Genomic DNA, 16,222 nt, shown 5'->3' with positions numbered 1-16,222 from the left:
CTTACAGCCACACATTCAGCAGGCGAGCACCCGGGCTGGGTGGGGCGGCGAGCAACGCTCCCGACTGGTGAGCAAAGCCCTGGCCATCGCTGCCCTGTTCCCAGAACTGCCCGCGCATGAACACGCTCATGCTGCTGATGCCGGCTCCGGCCACTTCGGTCAGGCGTTGCCAGGCCGCCTGTTCACTGACTTCGCCGCGCTGCAAGGCCAGCCCGGCGCTGGCATCCTGGTGGCGATTTCCCCGCCAGGGTGCTTGCCAGCTGCCCTTGCCACTGAGAAACGCCGGGTTGGCGACCAGTTGTACGGCTTGTTCAGTCAGTTGTCGGTGGTTGTCCGGGTACCAGCTGTCGCTGCCTACCAGCACCCCCAGGCGCCCGGCCGGGGTCTGCACGACCTGCAGCGAGTGCTGGCGGCCGCCGTGGACGTAGCGGCGCATTTCACTGTCGGGATATTGCTGACGCTGCGGCTCGCCCAGCAGCGAGCCATCGCCGGCAAACACCACACTGCTGTTGAACAGTGGGCCACGGCCGGCATGCAGCACGCCCTGTTTCACATAGGGTTCGGGCAGCACGATCGAGCCGGCCACCAGGGTGACGCCAAATTCCTTTGCCAGGCCGCCAAACAGTTGCTGGTAGTCTGTGGCCATTTGCTCGGCCTTCATGCGCAAGTGCGCATCGGCACGCCAGTCGTCGCCCTCAGCGCCAAGAACCGCGAGGCCGTAGCGAAGCGGGTTGCTCAGTTCCAGCCATTGCAGGGCCTCGCGGCTGTGGCTGACCTGGTACAGCTCGTTCTTCTCACCGCGCGCCCACAGCCAGGTACCGATATGCTCCGGCAGCACCACCACGGTGCGCGGCCCCACAAGCCCCTGGGCACGGGCTTGCTCCAGATAAGCGGCGAGCTTGCGGTGCAAGCGTTGCAAGTTCTGATAGTCGCCTGGGAACAGCAGCGGTTCGACACCGAGCAAGTTGCCGTGCTCGCCCGGTACGCCATGGTTAAGCGCCAGTTCGATGCGCAGGTCGGACAGGTAGTGGCCTTCCGGGCGCTGTTGGGTCCAGAAACCGTAGCCGCAGACGGCGGCGATCATCACCAGCGCCAGGGCGCTTGCCAGGAGTTTTCGCATCAAGCGTGGGTATTCGCTAAAAGTGGAGTGGCCATGCGGAGCGATGAAGCCGCAATCTCGCGCCTTTTGATCGGTTTGAGTAGCGCACTGCATTGAACCATGCACAATCGACTTTTGATCATACCAAAGGAATGGCGATGGGCGTGCAACGAACCCCGGGCATTGAGGCCCGGGGTTGTGTAGGCAAGGTCAGGCGGCCAGCGTCGCGAGGGCGAGGCGTTTGTCCTGGATGCAGAACTTCTCGAGCAACTTGAGCGAGCCGCCGAATATCAGCGCACCGGAGTAGGTGATGTCGGTCAGGACAAAGGCATCCGGTTCACTGAAGGGCCATTTGACCTGGTTCGCCGCCACTTTGACCATGGGCGCTATGGACGGAATGTTGTTGGTTACCCCACCCGCCACCACGCGCTCGATGATCACGTGGATGACGATGCTGACAATGGCCACCACCAACGCTGCGATGATGCCGACGATCAACGCCATCACCTTGCCGCCCACACCACCAGCCACCGCAGTGGCCACGGCGGCAATCGCGCCTAGGATGGCTTCGGTGACGACCACCCAGGTGGCGATGTCTGTCGTGTTTTGGACATCCGGGTCTCCGACCATGGCATATACCATCACCTGTTCGCCCTTGTCGTTGACGCCCAGTTGTAGCGTCTGCTTGGTGACGATGCGGGTATAGGCCACGATACCAGGTGAGATGTCGGTGCGTACCTTGCATTCGGTACGGATATAGGACTCGTCGAAGTTGATATCGAACTTTTCGGCCACGGGATGATAGGTGATGGCCCCAAACTTGACGCTGTCGAGCTTCAGGTCGTTGGCAGTGATGGATGTGCCCGCCGCATCCAGGGTGAAGTTGGCCTCGGTGGTACCCTCGAAGATGAACGGCAATGCCGCCAGCAACTGGTACTTGACGAAGATCTCCCGGCTGATGAGGAAGTTGGCATTGTTGTCCGCAGCCAGCATCACGGCAGGCAACTGGTTCGGCAACCCCGTGGAGTCACGCTCGTTGGTCATGGCCAGCACCCCGAAGATGCTGCTTTCCTCACTGTTCTTGTCGGTATAGGCATAGCTCATGGAGGTGGCCCGCAGCCATTTGAATTCCTCGCTTTCCTTGCCCATGTTGTTGATCAGTACGGTACTGAACAGGGTGTCGAACTTCTTCAGGTTCTCGGGCTGGTTCAGCCAGTCTTCGAGTACGCCGCGCATCACGCTCTGGTCAATGCCGCTCAAGACGTTGTTCGGGTCCCTCAGGGCAATCACCGCAGCGATCGGGTCATCCGGGTCCGTTGCCTGGGTGTTGACTTGCAGTTCATACGTGCCGTCTGAAGCCGATATTGGATTGGGCGCCGGGAAGTAGCTGAGCTTGACGTAGACATCCGCAGACATCCCCTGGACCTGGTAGGTTTTGCCGTTGAGGCCTTTGTATGTCCCTGAGCCGAAGGGGATGCGTACCTTGACGTTGCGTCCGTCGCCGCCGGTGGTAATCGACCAGGCGTCGAAGTCTGCCTTGAGCGAGAAGCTGTCGACCCCTGCGTCGATGTTGGCGGGGTAGGTTTTTTCCAGGGCGATGCGCTGGTTGAGCGCAGAGACCCGGCAGATGCTCACGGTATCCCAGCCATTGGTCGTGACCGTACTGGCCAGCGTTCCGGCATTGGTCAGTAGCTGCGCGGCGCGCAAGGTGTCTTCGGAACTGTGTACAAGCGCCGCGTTGCGGTACAGCGGCGATTCGCGCAGGGTCTGGCGCGCGGTTTCATTGAGGTGATCGAGGCGTAGCGAGATGGGCTGGGCAAACCCGGCCAGCATGACCTTGCTTTCATTGCTCATGATACGGCTCCTTGTGTTGGTGGGGTCACACGTAGTTGATGACAAGGGCCTCGGCGAGGTAGCTCGACGAAGCGGTATGCGTGTCGTTGCTCCAGGACACGCAATCGATGGTGTCGGCCTTGACCGAGCCGCCACGCGCGGCGATGGCGCTGATCAGGTCATCGGAGATCACAGCAGTGACGATGTGGGTGATCAGGCTGACGATGGGCGAGAGCCAGGCCAGGTACCAGGGAATATGCACTTCCTTTCTGAAGTCGGACGACTGCTTGACGAAGGTGATGGTGTTGCCATCGAGCACCAGCTTCATCCTCAGCCAGCCGTTCCACTTCATGTCGATGCCTGCGTGCAGGTCGCAGTCGCCCTGATAGTCGACGGTGATGAAGTCACCGAGCATTCGTGCAGGGTTGCAGCCGGCGAAGACAACGGGGGTGTACCAGATCGCCCCTGATTTGATGGCCTTCATACGCAAGGTCGGTATGTTGACCATTTGCGTATTGTCGACACGATAGTCCTGCGCCGTGGCGCCCTGGTAAAGCTGAAGCAGCCCGGGCAGTACCAGGTGCTCCAGTACCAGGCGTGGAGACAGCACGTAGCTCGACTGCCCACCCTGGCTGATGCCTGACACATCGATATCCAGTGGCAGCTCACTGATGTCGCGCTCGGTACATACGGCCATGATCGCCAGGAAGCCCGAATCGAGGTAGGCATAGGTGCATTTGCGTGGTCTGGCCCATTCCGGGGCGGTGGCTTTGCTGAAGTTGATGGTCGCGAAGGTGTGGGTGAACTGTAGGGGATGCTCGACCAGGTAGTTGCAGATACAGTCCAGCACCACGGTGGCGAAAGGGCCTAGCGAGCCGTCGGGGTCTTGCAGGGTGATGCCGCGTAGCCAGCCACCTTCGTTGTCCTGCAGGGGTTGAGTGGCTCCGGCCTTGCGCAGGAAGGCCGACTTCAACTGCATCTGGCCGTCGCCTTGTGGCAACAGCGACAGGGTGACCTCGATGATGGCAACCGCGCCGGCCAGCGAGCGGCTGGTGCCACTGGCCTCGAAAAAGCCTGAGCGTATAGGCATGCGCAGGCGCAGCAAGCGACCGCCGCCACCGTTGACGACCGACCAGCAGTCGAACACCCCGTGGCAGGCGTAGCCTTCATCCGAGGTATAGGAAAATTCGTGGTCGAGGCTGTTCCAGCTGGCTGCCAGGTCACTGTTCACGCTGTCCTGGCGAACGATGCTGATGGTGTCCCATCCTTTTGTCAGCATGAGCGAACCCTCCGGGCGCACTGATAGGCGCCGCGTTCCATGGGTGGATGATCAAACGTGCTTGAAGAGTCTGGCAGAGCCGCGTTGTCTGGCAAATGCGCGGGGAGACTGTTTGGCGATCAAGCCAGGCGAACCTTATAGCGCTGAAGATCTGGAGCCTTCCCGACAGGTGCTGACTTTGCTGTTCATAATGATCATTAACTTGTCATTTTTGATCATTGAGGCAATTCAAACGGCTGTTTAATGTCGCAGGCAGACAAACGACGGGGCCCGCCACCCAGTGAGGTGCCCGCATTTCGTGATCACGCCATCAGGGGACCTTTCCATGGCCGCCGACCGCTACCCGCACCTGCTTGCCCCGCTGGACCTGGGCTTTACCACCTTGCGCAACCGCACCCTGATGGGCTCGATGCACACCGGCCTCGAAGAGCGCCCCGGCGGCTTCGAGCGCATGGCTGCATACTTTGCCGAGCGCGCGCGCGGTGGCGTTGGCCTGATGGTCACTGGCGGCATTGCGCCCAATGATGAAGGCGGGGTGTATTCCGGTGCGGCAAAGCTCAGCACCGAGGAAGAGGCCGACAAGCACCGCATCGTCACCGAGGCGGTGCACGCTGCCGGTGGCAAGATCTGCCTGCAGATCCTGCATGCCGGGCGCTACGCCTACAGCCCACGACAGGTGGCTCCTAGCGCGATCCAGGCGCCGATCAACCCGTTCAAGCCCAAGGCGCTGGACGAGGCGGGTATCGAGAAGCAGATTGCCGACTTCGTCAATTGTGCCGTGCTGGCCCAGCGTGCCGGTTACGACGGTGTCGAGATCATGGGTTCGGAAGGCTACTTCATCAACCAGTTCCTGGCCGCCCACACCAACCACCGCACCGACCGCTGGGGCGGCAGTTATGAAAACCGCATGCGCCTGGCAGTGGAAATCGTCAGCCGGGTGCGTGGCGCGGTAGGGCCGAACTTCATCATCATCTTCCGCCTGTCGATGCTCGACCTGGTCGAGGGTGGCAGCACCTGGGACGAAATCGAGCTGCTGGCCAAGGCCATCGAGCAGGCCGGCGCTACCTTGATCAACACCGGAATCGGTTGGCACGAGGCGCGTATTCCGACCATCGCCACCAAAGTGCCGCGTGCGGCCTTCAGCAAAGTCACCGCCAAGTTGCGGGGCGTGGTGAGCATTCCGCTGATCACCACCAACCGCATCAACACCCCGGAAGTGGCCGAGGCGGTGCTGGCCGAGGGCGATGCGGACATGGTCTCGATGGCCCGACCGTTTCTCGCCGACCCAGACTTCGTCAACAAGGCCGCTGCCGGTCGCGCGGATGAAATCAACACCTGCATCGGCTGCAACCAGGCCTGCCTGGACCACACCTTCGGCGGCAAACTGACCAGTTGCCTGGTCAACCCGCGTGCCTGCCACGAGACCGAACTCAACTACCTGCCTGTACGTGCGGTGAAGCGCATTGCCGTAGTAGGCGCCGGCCCGGCTGGCCTGGCGGCGGCCACCGTGGCGGCCGAGCGGGGCCACGCGGTGACCCTGTTTGACGCCGCCAGTGAGATTGGTGGCCAGTTCAACGTCGCCAAGCGGGTGCCGGGCAAGGAAGAATTCTTTGAAACGCTGCGTTACTTCCGCAACAAGGTCAAAAGCACGGGCGTCGACCTGCGCCTGAATACCCGCGTGGATGTGCAGGCACTGGTGGGCGGCGGCTTTGATGAAATCATCCTGGCTACCGGCATCGCCCCGCGTACCCCGGCGATTGCGGGCGTGGAGCATGCCAAGGTGCTCAGCTACCTGGACGTGCTGCTCGAGCGCAAGCCGGTGGGCAAGTCGGTGGCCGTGATTGGCGCGGGAGGTATCGGCTTCGATGTGTCCGAGTACCTGGTGCATCAGGGCGTGGCCACCAGTCAGGACCGAGGGGCATTCTGGAAAGAGTGGGGCATCGACACCCAGCTTCAGGCGCGAGGTGGTGTGGCCGGGATCAAGGCCGAGCCGCACGCCCCGGCACGGCAGGTGTACCTGCTGCAGCGCAAGAAATCCAAGGTGGGTGACGGGCTCGGCAAGACGACCGGCTGGATTCACCGCACCGGGTTGAAAAACAAAGGGGTGCAGATGCTCAACAGCGTCGAGTATCTGGCTATCGACGATGCCGGCCTGCACATTCGTGTGGACGGCGGCGAGGCGCAGGTGCTGGCGGTGGACAATGTGGTGATCTGTGCCGGGCAAGATCCGCTGCGCGAGCTGCAGGAAGGGCTGGAGGCGGCGGGGCAGTCGGTGCACCTGATTGGTGGCGCGGATGTGGCGGCCGAGCTGGATGCCAAGCGAGCGATCAACCAAGGCTCGCGGTTGGCGGCTGAGCTCTGAGGTCGTTGGGACTGCGTGAACCCGACACCTGCACGTGTGGGAGCGGGCATGCCCGCGAAATAGGCGACGCGGTGGATGGCACCGCCTTTGTCGGTGTTCGCGAGCGAACCCGCTCCTGCAAGCGCTTCCGGGCTTTCCCTGTAGACTGCGATCCATGCATGTATTCGACCTTCCCCAAGCCCCGCTGCAATTTCTGGACTTACCCTGGCTGAATCAAGCCCAGGTCCAGGCCGCCATTCTGCGCCTGGACCTGATCGACCCGCTGATCAGCGGCAACAAGTGGTTCAAACTACGCCACCACCTTCAACAGGCCGGCGCCAGCAATGCCCCGGGCCTGATCAGCCTCGGCGGCAACCATTCCAACCACCTGCACGCCTTGGCCGCTGCCGGCAAGCGTTTCGGCTTCGCCACCGTCGGCCTGTTACGCGGCCATGCCCAGGACACGCCAACCGTGCGTGACCTGCAGGCGCTGGGCATGGAACTGCATTGGCTAGGCTACGGCGGCTACCGTGCACGCAACGAACCCGGTTTCTGGGAACCTTGGCAAGCACGCTATCCAGGCTGGCACTGCATCCCCGAAGGGGGCGGCGGGCTGGCCGGTGCGCAGGGCTGCGCACTGATCATGCAGCAGGCGCGCGCGCAGATCGCGGGATTGGGCTGGTCAGACCATGACGCCTGGTGGCTGGCTGCTGGAACGGGGACTACCTTGGCCGGCCTTGTACTGGCCGAGGCGGGTGCACATGCCGTACATGGTGCGCTGGCAGTGCCCAGGGATCATGGGGTGCCAGAGACGGTGGCAGCACTGGCCGGCACGCACGGCTACCAGCTACACGACGCCTGCCGTGGCGGTTTCGGAAAATTCGACGATGAGCTACTGACCTTCATCGCCGACTGCGAGCGGCGCACTGGCGTGCCGCTCGAAGCCCTCTATACCGGCAAGGCTCTGCTGGCCTTGCGTGATCAGGTTGCTGCCGGGCTGTTCAAGCCCGGCAGCCGCCTGATCTTCGTGCACACGGGTGGCCTGCAGGGCCGACGCGGTTACTTGTAGGGCAGCATGCGCAACAGCGTGTTGTCGCGCTGTACATAGTGGTGGTAAAGCCCGGCCAGTGCATGCAGGCCGATCAGCCAGTAGCCCCAGCTGCCAATACGCTCATGCCACCCTTTGATGAACTTGGCCTGGTCCGGGTTCGGGCCGATCAGATGTGGCAGCTCCAGGCCGAAGAATGGCACCGGTTTGTCGGCGGCGCTGAGGATCAACCAACCGGCCAGCGGCAGACCGATCATCATCAGGTATAGCGCCAGGTGCATCAGGTGCCCAAGGCCGGTCTGCCAGGCCGGCGGTTTTGGCACGATGGGCGGAGTCGGGCGGCTCAGGCGCATGGCCAGGCGCAGCCAGACCAGCACGAACACGCTGAGCCCCAGCATGAAGTGCAGGTCCTTCATCAGGTTGCGTTCGGCGCTGTCCTTGGGGAACAGGCCACGCAGTTCGATAAGGGCATAGACAGCAGCCAGCAGCACCAGCATCAGCCAATGCAGGGCGATGGACAGGCGCGCGTAATGGGTCGCGGGGTTGGATGAAACCATGATCGGTCCTCGTCATCAGGTCGGGAAGGCGCTCTTGCTGGCGCTCAGGTGCCATTGTAATGGTTACCAGAAACGAATCTTTGCGCTGGGTCTGTGAAAATTGTGTTGCCAGCCACCGGCCCCTTCGCGGGCACGCCCGCTCCCACAGGTATGGACTGCCCCCAAGAAGTTGGACACCAATCCACCCCTTGGGGGGCAGTCCAGGCACTGCACAGGCTTCAAAGACTGTGCAGTGCCTGTGGGAGCGGGCGTGCCCGCGAAGGGGCCGGACCAGGCGACATCAGTTACCGGGCAGATACGGCCAGTCATCAGCCACCAGAAACACCCGCTCCACCTCCTGCCAGGCGCCATCGGGCTCCTGCTCCAGTCGCACCAGCAACTGCGCCGGTGCCTGCTGCTCCAGCATATGCAACCAGGCTGCAAACTGCTCCGCCAGCCAGCATTCGCCTGCCTCGAACCGCGCAGGTGCCAGCCAGGCATGCCGTTGCAGCGGCTGCCACCGTTCACCTTCAGCCAGCACCCAGTCCTGCCGTCGCACCCAGCGCCCGTGCAAATGCTGCGGGTTGGCGCCGGTGGGTGGCTTGGCATGGCCCGGCCACGGGTAGAAAAGATAGCCGCCCAGCCACACATGTGCCTGTACCTGCTCAATCCCCAGCTTGGCCAGCATCTCGCGGCTCTGCGCCCCCTTGGACATGGGCAACTGGTGCCCCGCCAGGTGTGCAAGCTTGGTCCCCAGCCGATCATGGCAACCAGGCCCCAGCCAGGCATGCGGGTCGTGCCCGGCGTCTTCCGGGCCCAGGTACAGCTTGATCGCCAGTTCCAGGTGGTGCACGCCGTCGCGGTCGCGCAGCACCACGTCGAGCTCGCCCAAGGTGCGCCCGCCGTCGCGAATCGCCAGGTTGGCGGCCAGCAGTTCGATGCCTGGCGCCTGGCTCAGGGCAAATTGCCACAGGCGTTCGTAGTAATGTCCCAGGCGCCGGCTGCCCAATTGCGCCAGCCACTCGCGCAACGGTCGGTCATCGGCATCCAGGGCCCGCAACCACTGTTCAAGGCGTTGCGGCTGCTGCGCCCACAGGCTGCCCGCCAGCGGGTGTCGCTGGGGGCAGGGCGGGGCGCTGAGCAGGGGCGGCGACAACAGGGCCCATGCCAGGTCACGCACGGTGGAGTGCTGCAATTGTCGGGGCAGGTCGTGGAGCTGGGCGAATGGCGTCATCCTGCGAGCATAGCCGGTTTGCCGCTGCCCGGTGGTTTCGCCCATAATCGGCGCATCGTCACCCGCCGCAGAGCCTCGCAGGAGCCCCATGGAGCAATTTCGCAATATCGGTATCATCGGTCGCCTTGGCAGCTCGCAGGTGCTCGACACCATTCGCCGACTTAAAAAATTCCTCCTCGATCGCCACCTGCACGTGATCCTCGAGGACACCATTGCCGAAGTGCTGCCCGGCCATGGTTTGCAAACATCCACCCGCAAGCTGCTGGGCGAGGTCTGCGACCTGGTCATCGTGGTCGGCGGCGACGGCAGCCTGCTGGGCGCAGCCCGCGCGCTGGCCCGGCACAACATTCCGGTGCTGGGTATCAACCGTGGCAACCTGGGTTTTCTCACCGACATCCGCCCCGACGAGCTGGAACAGAAGGTCGCCGAAGTGCTCGACGGCCACTACCTGGTGGAAAACCGCTTCCTGCTGCAGGCCGAGGTGCGCCGCCACCACGAGGCCATCGGCCAGGGCGATGCGCTGAACGACGTGGTGCTGCACCCGGGCAAGTCCACGCGCATGATCGAGTTCGAGATCTACATCGATGGCCAGTTCGTCTGCAGCCAGAAGGCCGATGGCCTGATCGTCGCCACCCCCACCGGCTCCACTGCCTATGCGCTGTCGGCCGGTGGCCCGATCATGCACCCCAAGCTCGATGCCATCGTCATCGTGCCGATGTACCCGCACACCTTGTCGGGCCGGCCGATCGTGGTCGACGGCAACAGCGAGCTGAAGATCGTGGTGTCCAAGGACCTGCAGATCTACCCACAGGTGTCCTGTGACGGCCAGAACCACTTCACCTGTGCCCCCGGCGACACCATCACGGTCAGCAAGAAGCCGCAGAAACTGCGTTTGATCCACCCGCTGGACCACAATTACTACGAGGTCTGCCGCACCAAGCTGGGTTGGGGCAGCCGCCTGGGGAGCAGTGACGACTGATGCTCGATCCGGCGCGAAGTTTTGACATCATCGGCGACGTGCACGGCTGTGCGCTGACCCTTGAACGCCTGCTCGACGCCCTCGGATACAAGCGCGTGGCCGGCGTGTGGCGCCACCCGCGACGTCAGGTGCTGTTCCTTGGCGATATCGTCGACCGCGGGCCACGCATTCGTGAGGCACTGTACATCGTCCACGACATGGTCGAAGCCGGCCAGGCGTTCTGCATCATGGGCAACCACGAATACAACGCCCTGGGCTGGGTCACCCCGGCGCTGCCAGGCAGCGGCAAGGCCTATGTACGCGAACACACGCCGCGGCATGCCCGGCTGATTGACGAAACCCTGACCCAGTTTGCCCAGCACCCTGGCGACTGGCACGATTTCGTCAACTGGTTCTACCAGCTGCCGCTGTTCGTTGACGCCGGCCGTTTCCGTCTGGTGCACGCCTGCTGGGACCCGCGGCTGATCGAGCCGCTGCGCCAGCAATACCCCGACGGACGCATCGATGAACACTTCATCCAGGCCTCGGCCGTGAGTGGCAGTTTTGCCGACACCGTGTGCAACCGCCTGTTGCGCGGTACCGACATGCGCCTGCCGGACGGGCTGACGCTGACCGGCGGCGACGGCCTGACCCGCGCGTTCTTCCGCACCAAGTTCTGGGAAGAAGACCCGAAAACCTACGGTGACATCGTGTTCCAGCCCGATGCCTTGCCCGAAGACGTGGCCAGCACCCCGCTCAGCCACAGCCAGAAGAACGCCTTGTTGCGTTATGACGAAGACCAGCCGATGCTGTTCGTCGGGCATTACTGGCGCAGCGGCCGCCCGGCACCGATCCGCGCCAACCTGGCCTGCCTGGACTACAGCGCCGTGCTCTACGGCAAGCTGGTCGCCTACCGGCTGGATGATGAAACCCGTATCGACCCACACAAGTTCGTCTGGGTCGACGTCGACCGCCCACAGGCCAACCAATGAACATTATCGAAGTGATGCGCCTGCCGCTGTCGGTCGACCTCAGCGGCTTCGTCCACCTGTTGCAGCGCCTGCAGGTGCCGCACCGGGTAAGCGAGGAGGGCGATGCCCAGGTCCTCTGGGCTCCCGACACCCTGGCCGAAGATGTGCTGCAGCTCTACCAGCGCTACCCGGACGGCAACGCCGACCTGCCGGCCAGCGCCGACCTTGTAGGGGCGGGTTCACCCGCGAATGCCCCCACACAGCCTTCCCTGGCGGCCCAGGCCAAGGCCTGCAAAATCACCACCCTCACTTTGCTGCTGTGCTTCATCGTCGCCGGCCTTACGGGGCTTGGTGACAACTTCACCACCATCAGCTGGTTCACCTTCCTCGACTTCCGTGTCCAGGGCGACTACCTGTACTTCACCTCGCTGGCGCAAACCCTCGACCAAGGCCAGTGGTGGCGACTGGTGTCGCCCATGCTGCTGCACTTCGGCGTGCTGCACCTGGCCATGAACAGCCTGTGGTACTGGGAACTGGGCAAACGCATCGAACTGCGCCAGGGCCCGTGGGCGTTGCTGGGCCTGACCCTGCTGTTCAGCCTGGTCTCCAACCTGGCCCAGCACTACACCAGCGGGCCGAGCCTGTTTGGCGGCCTGTCCGGCGTGCTGTACGGCCTGCTCGGGCATATCTGGCTGTACCAGTGGCTGGCGCCCGACCGTTACTTCAACCTGCCCAAGGGCGTGCTGGTGATGATGCTGATCTGGCTGGTGGTGTGCCTGACCGGCGTGGTCGGCACCCTCGGCCTTGGCCAGATCGCCAATGCCGCCCACGTCGGCGGGCTGCTCATCGGATGCCTGACCGGGCTCTTGGGTGGGGCGCTGGCCCGGCGTAAACTGTCGGCTTGAATCAGGAGACACTATGTCCACTTTCGCGCAAATGATTGAAAACATCACCCCGGAAATCTACCAGAGCCTGAAACTGGCGGTGGAAATCGGCAAATGGTCGGATGGCCGCAAGCTCACGGCCGAGCAGAAAGAACTGTCGCTGCAGGCGGTCATCGCCTGGGAGATGAAGAACCTGCCCGAGGACCAGCGCACCGGCTACATGGGCCCACAGGAATGCGCGTCGAAGTCCGCGCCCATCGCCAACATTCTGTTCAAGTCGGACTCGGTACATTGATCGAACTCGCTCGTGGCTCGTTGAGCAAAATGGGCGTCAGCCTGCAGGCACCGGTGGTGCAGTACAGCTTCCGCCTGGATGACATGCAGGTGCCGGTCAACCCGATGATCGGCCAGCGCCTGCGCCTGGAATACCTCGGCGCCATTCATTGCAGCCATTGCGGCAAGCGCACCAAGACCAGCTTCAGCCAGGGTTACTGCTACCCGTGCATGACCAAGCTGGCCCAGTGCGATGTGTGCATCATGGCCCCGGAAAAATGCCACTACGACGCCGGCACCTGCCGGGAGCCGTCGTGGGGGGAACAGTTCTGCATGACCGACCACATCGTGTACCTGGCCAATTCGTCGGGGATCAAGGTCGGCATTACCCGTGCCACCCAGCTGCCCACCCGCTGGCTCGACCAGGGTGCCAGCCAGGCGTTGCCGATCATGCGCGTGGCCACCCGGCAGCAATCGGGCCTGGTCGAAGACGTGCTGCGCAGCCAGGTGCCGGACCGTACCAACTGGCGTGCGCTGCTCAAGGGCGATGCCGAGGTGCTCGACCTGCCGGCCATCCGGGAGCAGGTCTTCGAAGCCTGCGCCGACGGCCTGCGCGAGTTGCAGGGGCGTTTCGGCCTGCAGGCTATCCAGCCGCTGCCGGACGCCGAAGTGGTGCAGATGAACTACCCGGTCGAGGCATACCCCAAGAAGATTGTCAGCTTCAACCTCGACAAGGACCCGGTGGCCGAGGGCACGCTGCTGGGCATCAAGGGCCAGTACCTGATCTTCGACACCGGTGTGATCAATATTCGCAAGTACACGGCCTACCAGTTGGCCGTGCTCCAGTAAAAAGGACCTGCACATGCGTACCGAACAACCGCAAGTGATCTACCTCAAGGATTACCAGGCGCCGGAGTACCTGATCGACGAGACGCACCTGACCTTCGAGCTGTTCGAGGACCACACACTGGTTCACGCGCAACTGGTCATGCGCCGCAACCCGGCACGCGGTGCCGGCCTGCCGCCACTGGAACTCGATGGCCAGCAGCTGGAACTGCTGCGCGCCTCGCTGGATGACCAGGAGCTGCAGCCAGGCGACTACCAGCTCGATGCCGACAGCCTGACCGTGCAGCCCAAGGCCGAGCGCTTCACCCTGGACACCAGCGTGAAAATCCACCCGGAAAGCAACACCGCCCTGGAAGGGCTGTACAAGTCGGGCAAGATGTTCTGCACCCAGTGCGAGGCCGAGGGCTTCCGCAAGATCACCTACTACCTCGACCGCCCGGATGTGATGAGCACCTTCACCACCACGGTCATCGCCGAGCAGCATCGCTACCCGGTATTGCTGTCGAACGGCAACCCGATCGGCAGCGGGCCGGCCGAAGACGGCCGCCACTGGGCGACCTGGGAAGACCCGTTCATGAAGCCGGCCTACCTGTTCGCCCTGGTGGCCGGTGACCTGTGGTGCGTTGAAGACAGCTTCACCCGTCAGTCCGGCCGTGATGTGACCCTGCGCATCTACGTCGAGCCCGAGAACATCGACAAGTGCGACCACGCGATGGTCAGCCTGAAAAAGTCCATGCGCTGGGACGAAGAAGTCTATGGCCGCGAGTACGACCTGGACATCTTCATGATTGTTGCGGTCAACGACTTCAACATGGGCGCCATGGAAAACAAGGGCCTGAACATCTTCAACTCCAGCTGTGTGCTGGCCCGTGCCGAAACCGCCACCGATGCTGCGCACCAGCGCGTCGAAGGCGTGGTCGCCCACGAGTACTTCCACAACTGGTCGGGCAACCGCGTCACCTGCCGTGACTGGTTCCAGCTGTCGCTGAAGGAAGGCTTCACGGTATTCCGCGATGCCGAGTTCAGTGCCGACATGAACTCGCGCACGGTCAAGCGCATCGAAGACGTGGCCTACCTGCGCACCCACCAGTTCGCTGAAGACGCCGGCCCCATGGCCCACCCGGTGCGCCCGGACAGCTTCATCGAAATCTCCAACTTCTACACCCTGACCGTCTACGAGAAGGGCGCCGAAGTGGTGCGCATGGTCCGTACCCTGCTGGGTACCGAAGGCTTCCGTAAAGGCAGCGACCTGTACTTTGAACGTCATGACGGCCAGGCGGTAACCACCGACGACTTCATCAAGGCCATGGAGGACGCCAACGGCGTCGACTTCACCCAGTTCAAGCGCTGGTACAGCCAGGCTGGCACCCCGCGTCTGGAAGTCAGTGAGGCGTATGACGCCGCTGCGCAGACCTACAGCCTGACGTTCCGCCAGAGCTGCCCGCAGACCCCGGACAAGGCCGCGAAACTGCCGTTCGTGATCCCGGTGGAGCTGGGCCTGCTGGATGCCGCCGGCAATGACCTGCCGCTGCAGCTGGCTGGCGAGGACGCCGCTCAAGGGACCAGCCGCGTGCTGTCGGTGACCGAGGCCGAGCAAACCTTCACTTTCCAGGGCATCCAGGCCAAGCCGCTGCCATCGCTGCTGCGTGGCTTCAGCGCCCCGGTGAAGCTGAGCTTCCCGTATGACCGCGACCAGTTGATGTTCCTGATGCAGCACGACAGCGACGGCTTCAACCGCTGGGAAGCGGGCCAGCAGCTGTCGGTGCAGGTACTGCAGGAACTGATCGGCCAGCATCAACGCAGCGAAGCCCTGAAGCTCGACCAGCGCCTGATCACCGCCCTGGGCACTGTGCTGGGCAACGAATCGCTGGACCCGGCCATGGTGGCCGAAATGCTCTCGCTGCCAGGTGAGGCGTACCTTACCGAGATCAGCCAGGTGGGCGACGTCGACGCCATCCACGCCGCCCGCGAGTTCGCACGCCAGCAGATCGCCGAACACCTGTTCGACGCCCTGTGGGCGCGTTACCAGGCCAACCGCGAAGTGTCGCGCAGCACTGCCTATGTGGCCGAGGCCGAGCACTTTGCCCGCCGCAGCCTGCAGAACATCGCCCTGTCGTACCTGATGCAGAGTGGCAAGCAACAGGTGCTGGAGGCGACCCTGGAGCAGTTTGAGCACTGCGACAACATGACCGAGCGCCTTACCGCGCTGGCGGTACTGGTCAACTCGCCGTTCGAGGCCGAGCGCGCGAAAGCGCTGGAGGCGTTTGCCGAGCACTTCAAGGACAACCCGTTGGTCATGGACCAATGGTTCAGCGTGCAGGCGGCCAGCACGCTGCCGGGCGGGCTGGCGCGGGTCAAGGCATTGATGCAGCACCCGGCCTTCACCCTGAAGAACCCGAACAAGGTGCGTGCGCTGATCGGTGCCTTTGCCGGGCAGAACCTGGTCAACTTCCATGCTGCCGATGGCTCAGGCTATCGCTTCCTGGCGGACCTGGTGATCGAGCTGAATGCACTGAATCCGCAGATTGCGTCGCGGCAACTGGCGCCGCTGACCCGCTGGCGCAAGTATGACGATGCGCGTCAGGCCCTCATGAAGGGCGAACTGGAGCGGATTCTGGCGTCTGGCGAGCTGTCCAGTGATGTGTATGAAGTGGTGAGCAAGAGCCTGGCGTAAGTCTGGTGAATTGGGGCTGCTGTGCAGCCCTTCGCGGGTGAACCCGCTCCTACAGGGGGATGCAACCTTTGTAGGAGCGGGTTTACCCGCGAAGGGCCGCCCAGCGGCCCCGGCTTTCCCCGGCCGACAACAAAACATAACACCCCGCCCGTTGTACTCCCGCAAACATCCCCGCTACGATCCCCTCAAGCTATTGCAGGCCTCTAGATCAGGCATTCGCAAGGCCTGCAATGCATTGACCCACCA

At 63.2% G+C, this 16,222-nt stretch carries 13 protein-coding genes; 8 read left to right on the top strand and 5 right to left on the bottom strand.

All coding sequences use genetic code 11. The features are described 5' to 3' along the window. Nucleotide 1: 1 nt before the first annotated feature. From GST84_18695 to GST84_18685, 3 genes are all read right to left on the bottom strand, one after another. On the bottom strand, nt 2-1,120 hold the full coding sequence (locus GST84_18695) for a carbon-nitrogen hydrolase family protein (GenBank protein ID XGB15805.1): 1,119 nt from the start codon (nt 1,118-1,120) through the stop codon (nt 2-4). Nucleotides 1,121-1,309: 189 nt separating this feature from the next. Further along, nucleotides 1,310-2,953: a TULIP family P47-like protein gene (locus GST84_18690; GenBank protein XGB14251.1), complete on the bottom strand. Its 1,644-nt coding sequence runs from the start codon at nt 2,951-2,953 to the stop codon at nt 1,310-1,312. A 25-nt stretch (nt 2,954-2,978) separates the two neighbouring features. Then, nucleotides 2,979-4,211, bottom strand: coding sequence for a TULIP family P47-like protein (locus GST84_18685; protein ID XGB14250.1), 1,233 nt, complete (start codon nt 4,209-4,211; stop codon nt 2,979-2,981). A 325-nt stretch (nt 4,212-4,536) separates the two neighbouring features. Between GST84_18685 and GST84_18680 the strand changes: the two genes are divergently transcribed. Then, nucleotides 4,537-6,573: an FAD-dependent oxidoreductase gene (locus GST84_18680; protein ID XGB14249.1), complete on the top strand. Its 2,037-nt coding sequence runs from the start codon at nt 4,537-4,539 to the stop codon at nt 6,571-6,573. A gap of 154 nt (nt 6,574-6,727) precedes the next feature. Continuing rightward, entirely contained in the window at nt 6,728-7,621 is an 894-nt protein-coding gene (locus GST84_18675; protein ID XGB14248.1) for a pyridoxal-phosphate dependent enzyme, read from the top strand. Here the strand turns inward: GST84_18675 and GST84_18670 are convergent. Beyond that, nucleotides 7,612-8,157 (bottom strand): cytochrome B, encoded by a 546-nt coding sequence (locus tag GST84_18670; GenBank protein ID XGB14247.1) that lies wholly within the window; start codon nt 8,155-8,157, stop codon nt 7,612-7,614. The two genes, GST84_18675 and GST84_18670, sit on opposite strands and share 10 nt — an antisense overlap. A gap of 280 nt (nt 8,158-8,437) precedes the next feature. Continuing rightward, nucleotides 8,438-9,460 (bottom strand): DUF1853 family protein, encoded by a 1,023-nt coding sequence (locus GST84_18665; GenBank protein XGB14246.1) that lies wholly within the window; start codon nt 9,458-9,460, stop codon nt 8,438-8,440. On the opposite strand from GST84_18665, the gene GST84_18660 reads away from it, so the two are divergent. The 6 genes from GST84_18660 to pepN are packed head-to-tail and all read left to right on the top strand — an operon-like array spanning nt 9,459 to nt 15,976. Next, on the top strand, nt 9,459-10,349 hold the full coding sequence (locus GST84_18660) for an NAD(+) kinase (protein XGB14245.1): 891 nt from the start codon (nt 9,459-9,461) through the stop codon (nt 10,347-10,349). The two genes, GST84_18665 and GST84_18660, sit on opposite strands and share 2 nt — an antisense overlap. Further along, on the top strand, nt 10,349-11,320 hold the full coding sequence (locus tag GST84_18655; GenBank protein XGB14244.1) for a serine/threonine protein phosphatase: 972 nt from the start codon (nt 10,349-10,351) through the stop codon (nt 11,318-11,320). Before GST84_18660 ends, GST84_18655 begins: the two co-directional genes overlap by 1 nt. Next, nucleotides 11,317-12,204 carry a rhomboid family intramembrane serine protease gene (locus tag GST84_18650; protein XGB14243.1) on the top strand — a complete coding sequence of 296 codons (888 nt, stop codon included), beginning with the start codon at nt 11,317-11,319 and terminating at the stop codon, nt 12,202-12,204. The genes GST84_18655 and GST84_18650 overlap by 4 nt, the downstream gene beginning before the upstream one ends. 13 nt (nt 12,205-12,217) lie before the next feature. Next, on the top strand, nt 12,218-12,478 hold the full coding sequence (locus GST84_18645) for a DUF1315 family protein (protein ID XGB14242.1): 261 nt from the start codon (nt 12,218-12,220) through the stop codon (nt 12,476-12,478). Then, nucleotides 12,475-13,305, top strand: coding sequence for a DUF2797 domain-containing protein (locus GST84_18640; protein XGB14241.1), 831 nt, complete (start codon nt 12,475-12,477; stop codon nt 13,303-13,305). Before GST84_18645 ends, GST84_18640 begins: the two co-directional genes overlap by 4 nt. A gap of 13 nt (nt 13,306-13,318) precedes the next feature. Next, nucleotides 13,319-15,976: an aminopeptidase N gene (pepN, locus tag GST84_18635; protein XGB14240.1), complete on the top strand. Its 2,658-nt coding sequence runs from the start codon at nt 13,319-13,321 to the stop codon at nt 15,974-15,976. Nucleotides 15,977-16,222 lie beyond the last annotated feature (246 nt).

Origin of the sequence: Pseudomonas putida (assembly GCA_041879295.1) — a bacterium.
GTDB lineage: Bacteria > Pseudomonadota > Gammaproteobacteria > Pseudomonadales > Pseudomonadaceae > Aquipseudomonas > Aquipseudomonas putida_Y.
Note: the sequence above shows the minus strand (reverse complement) of the source record. Positions and strands in the feature narration are given on the sequence as shown.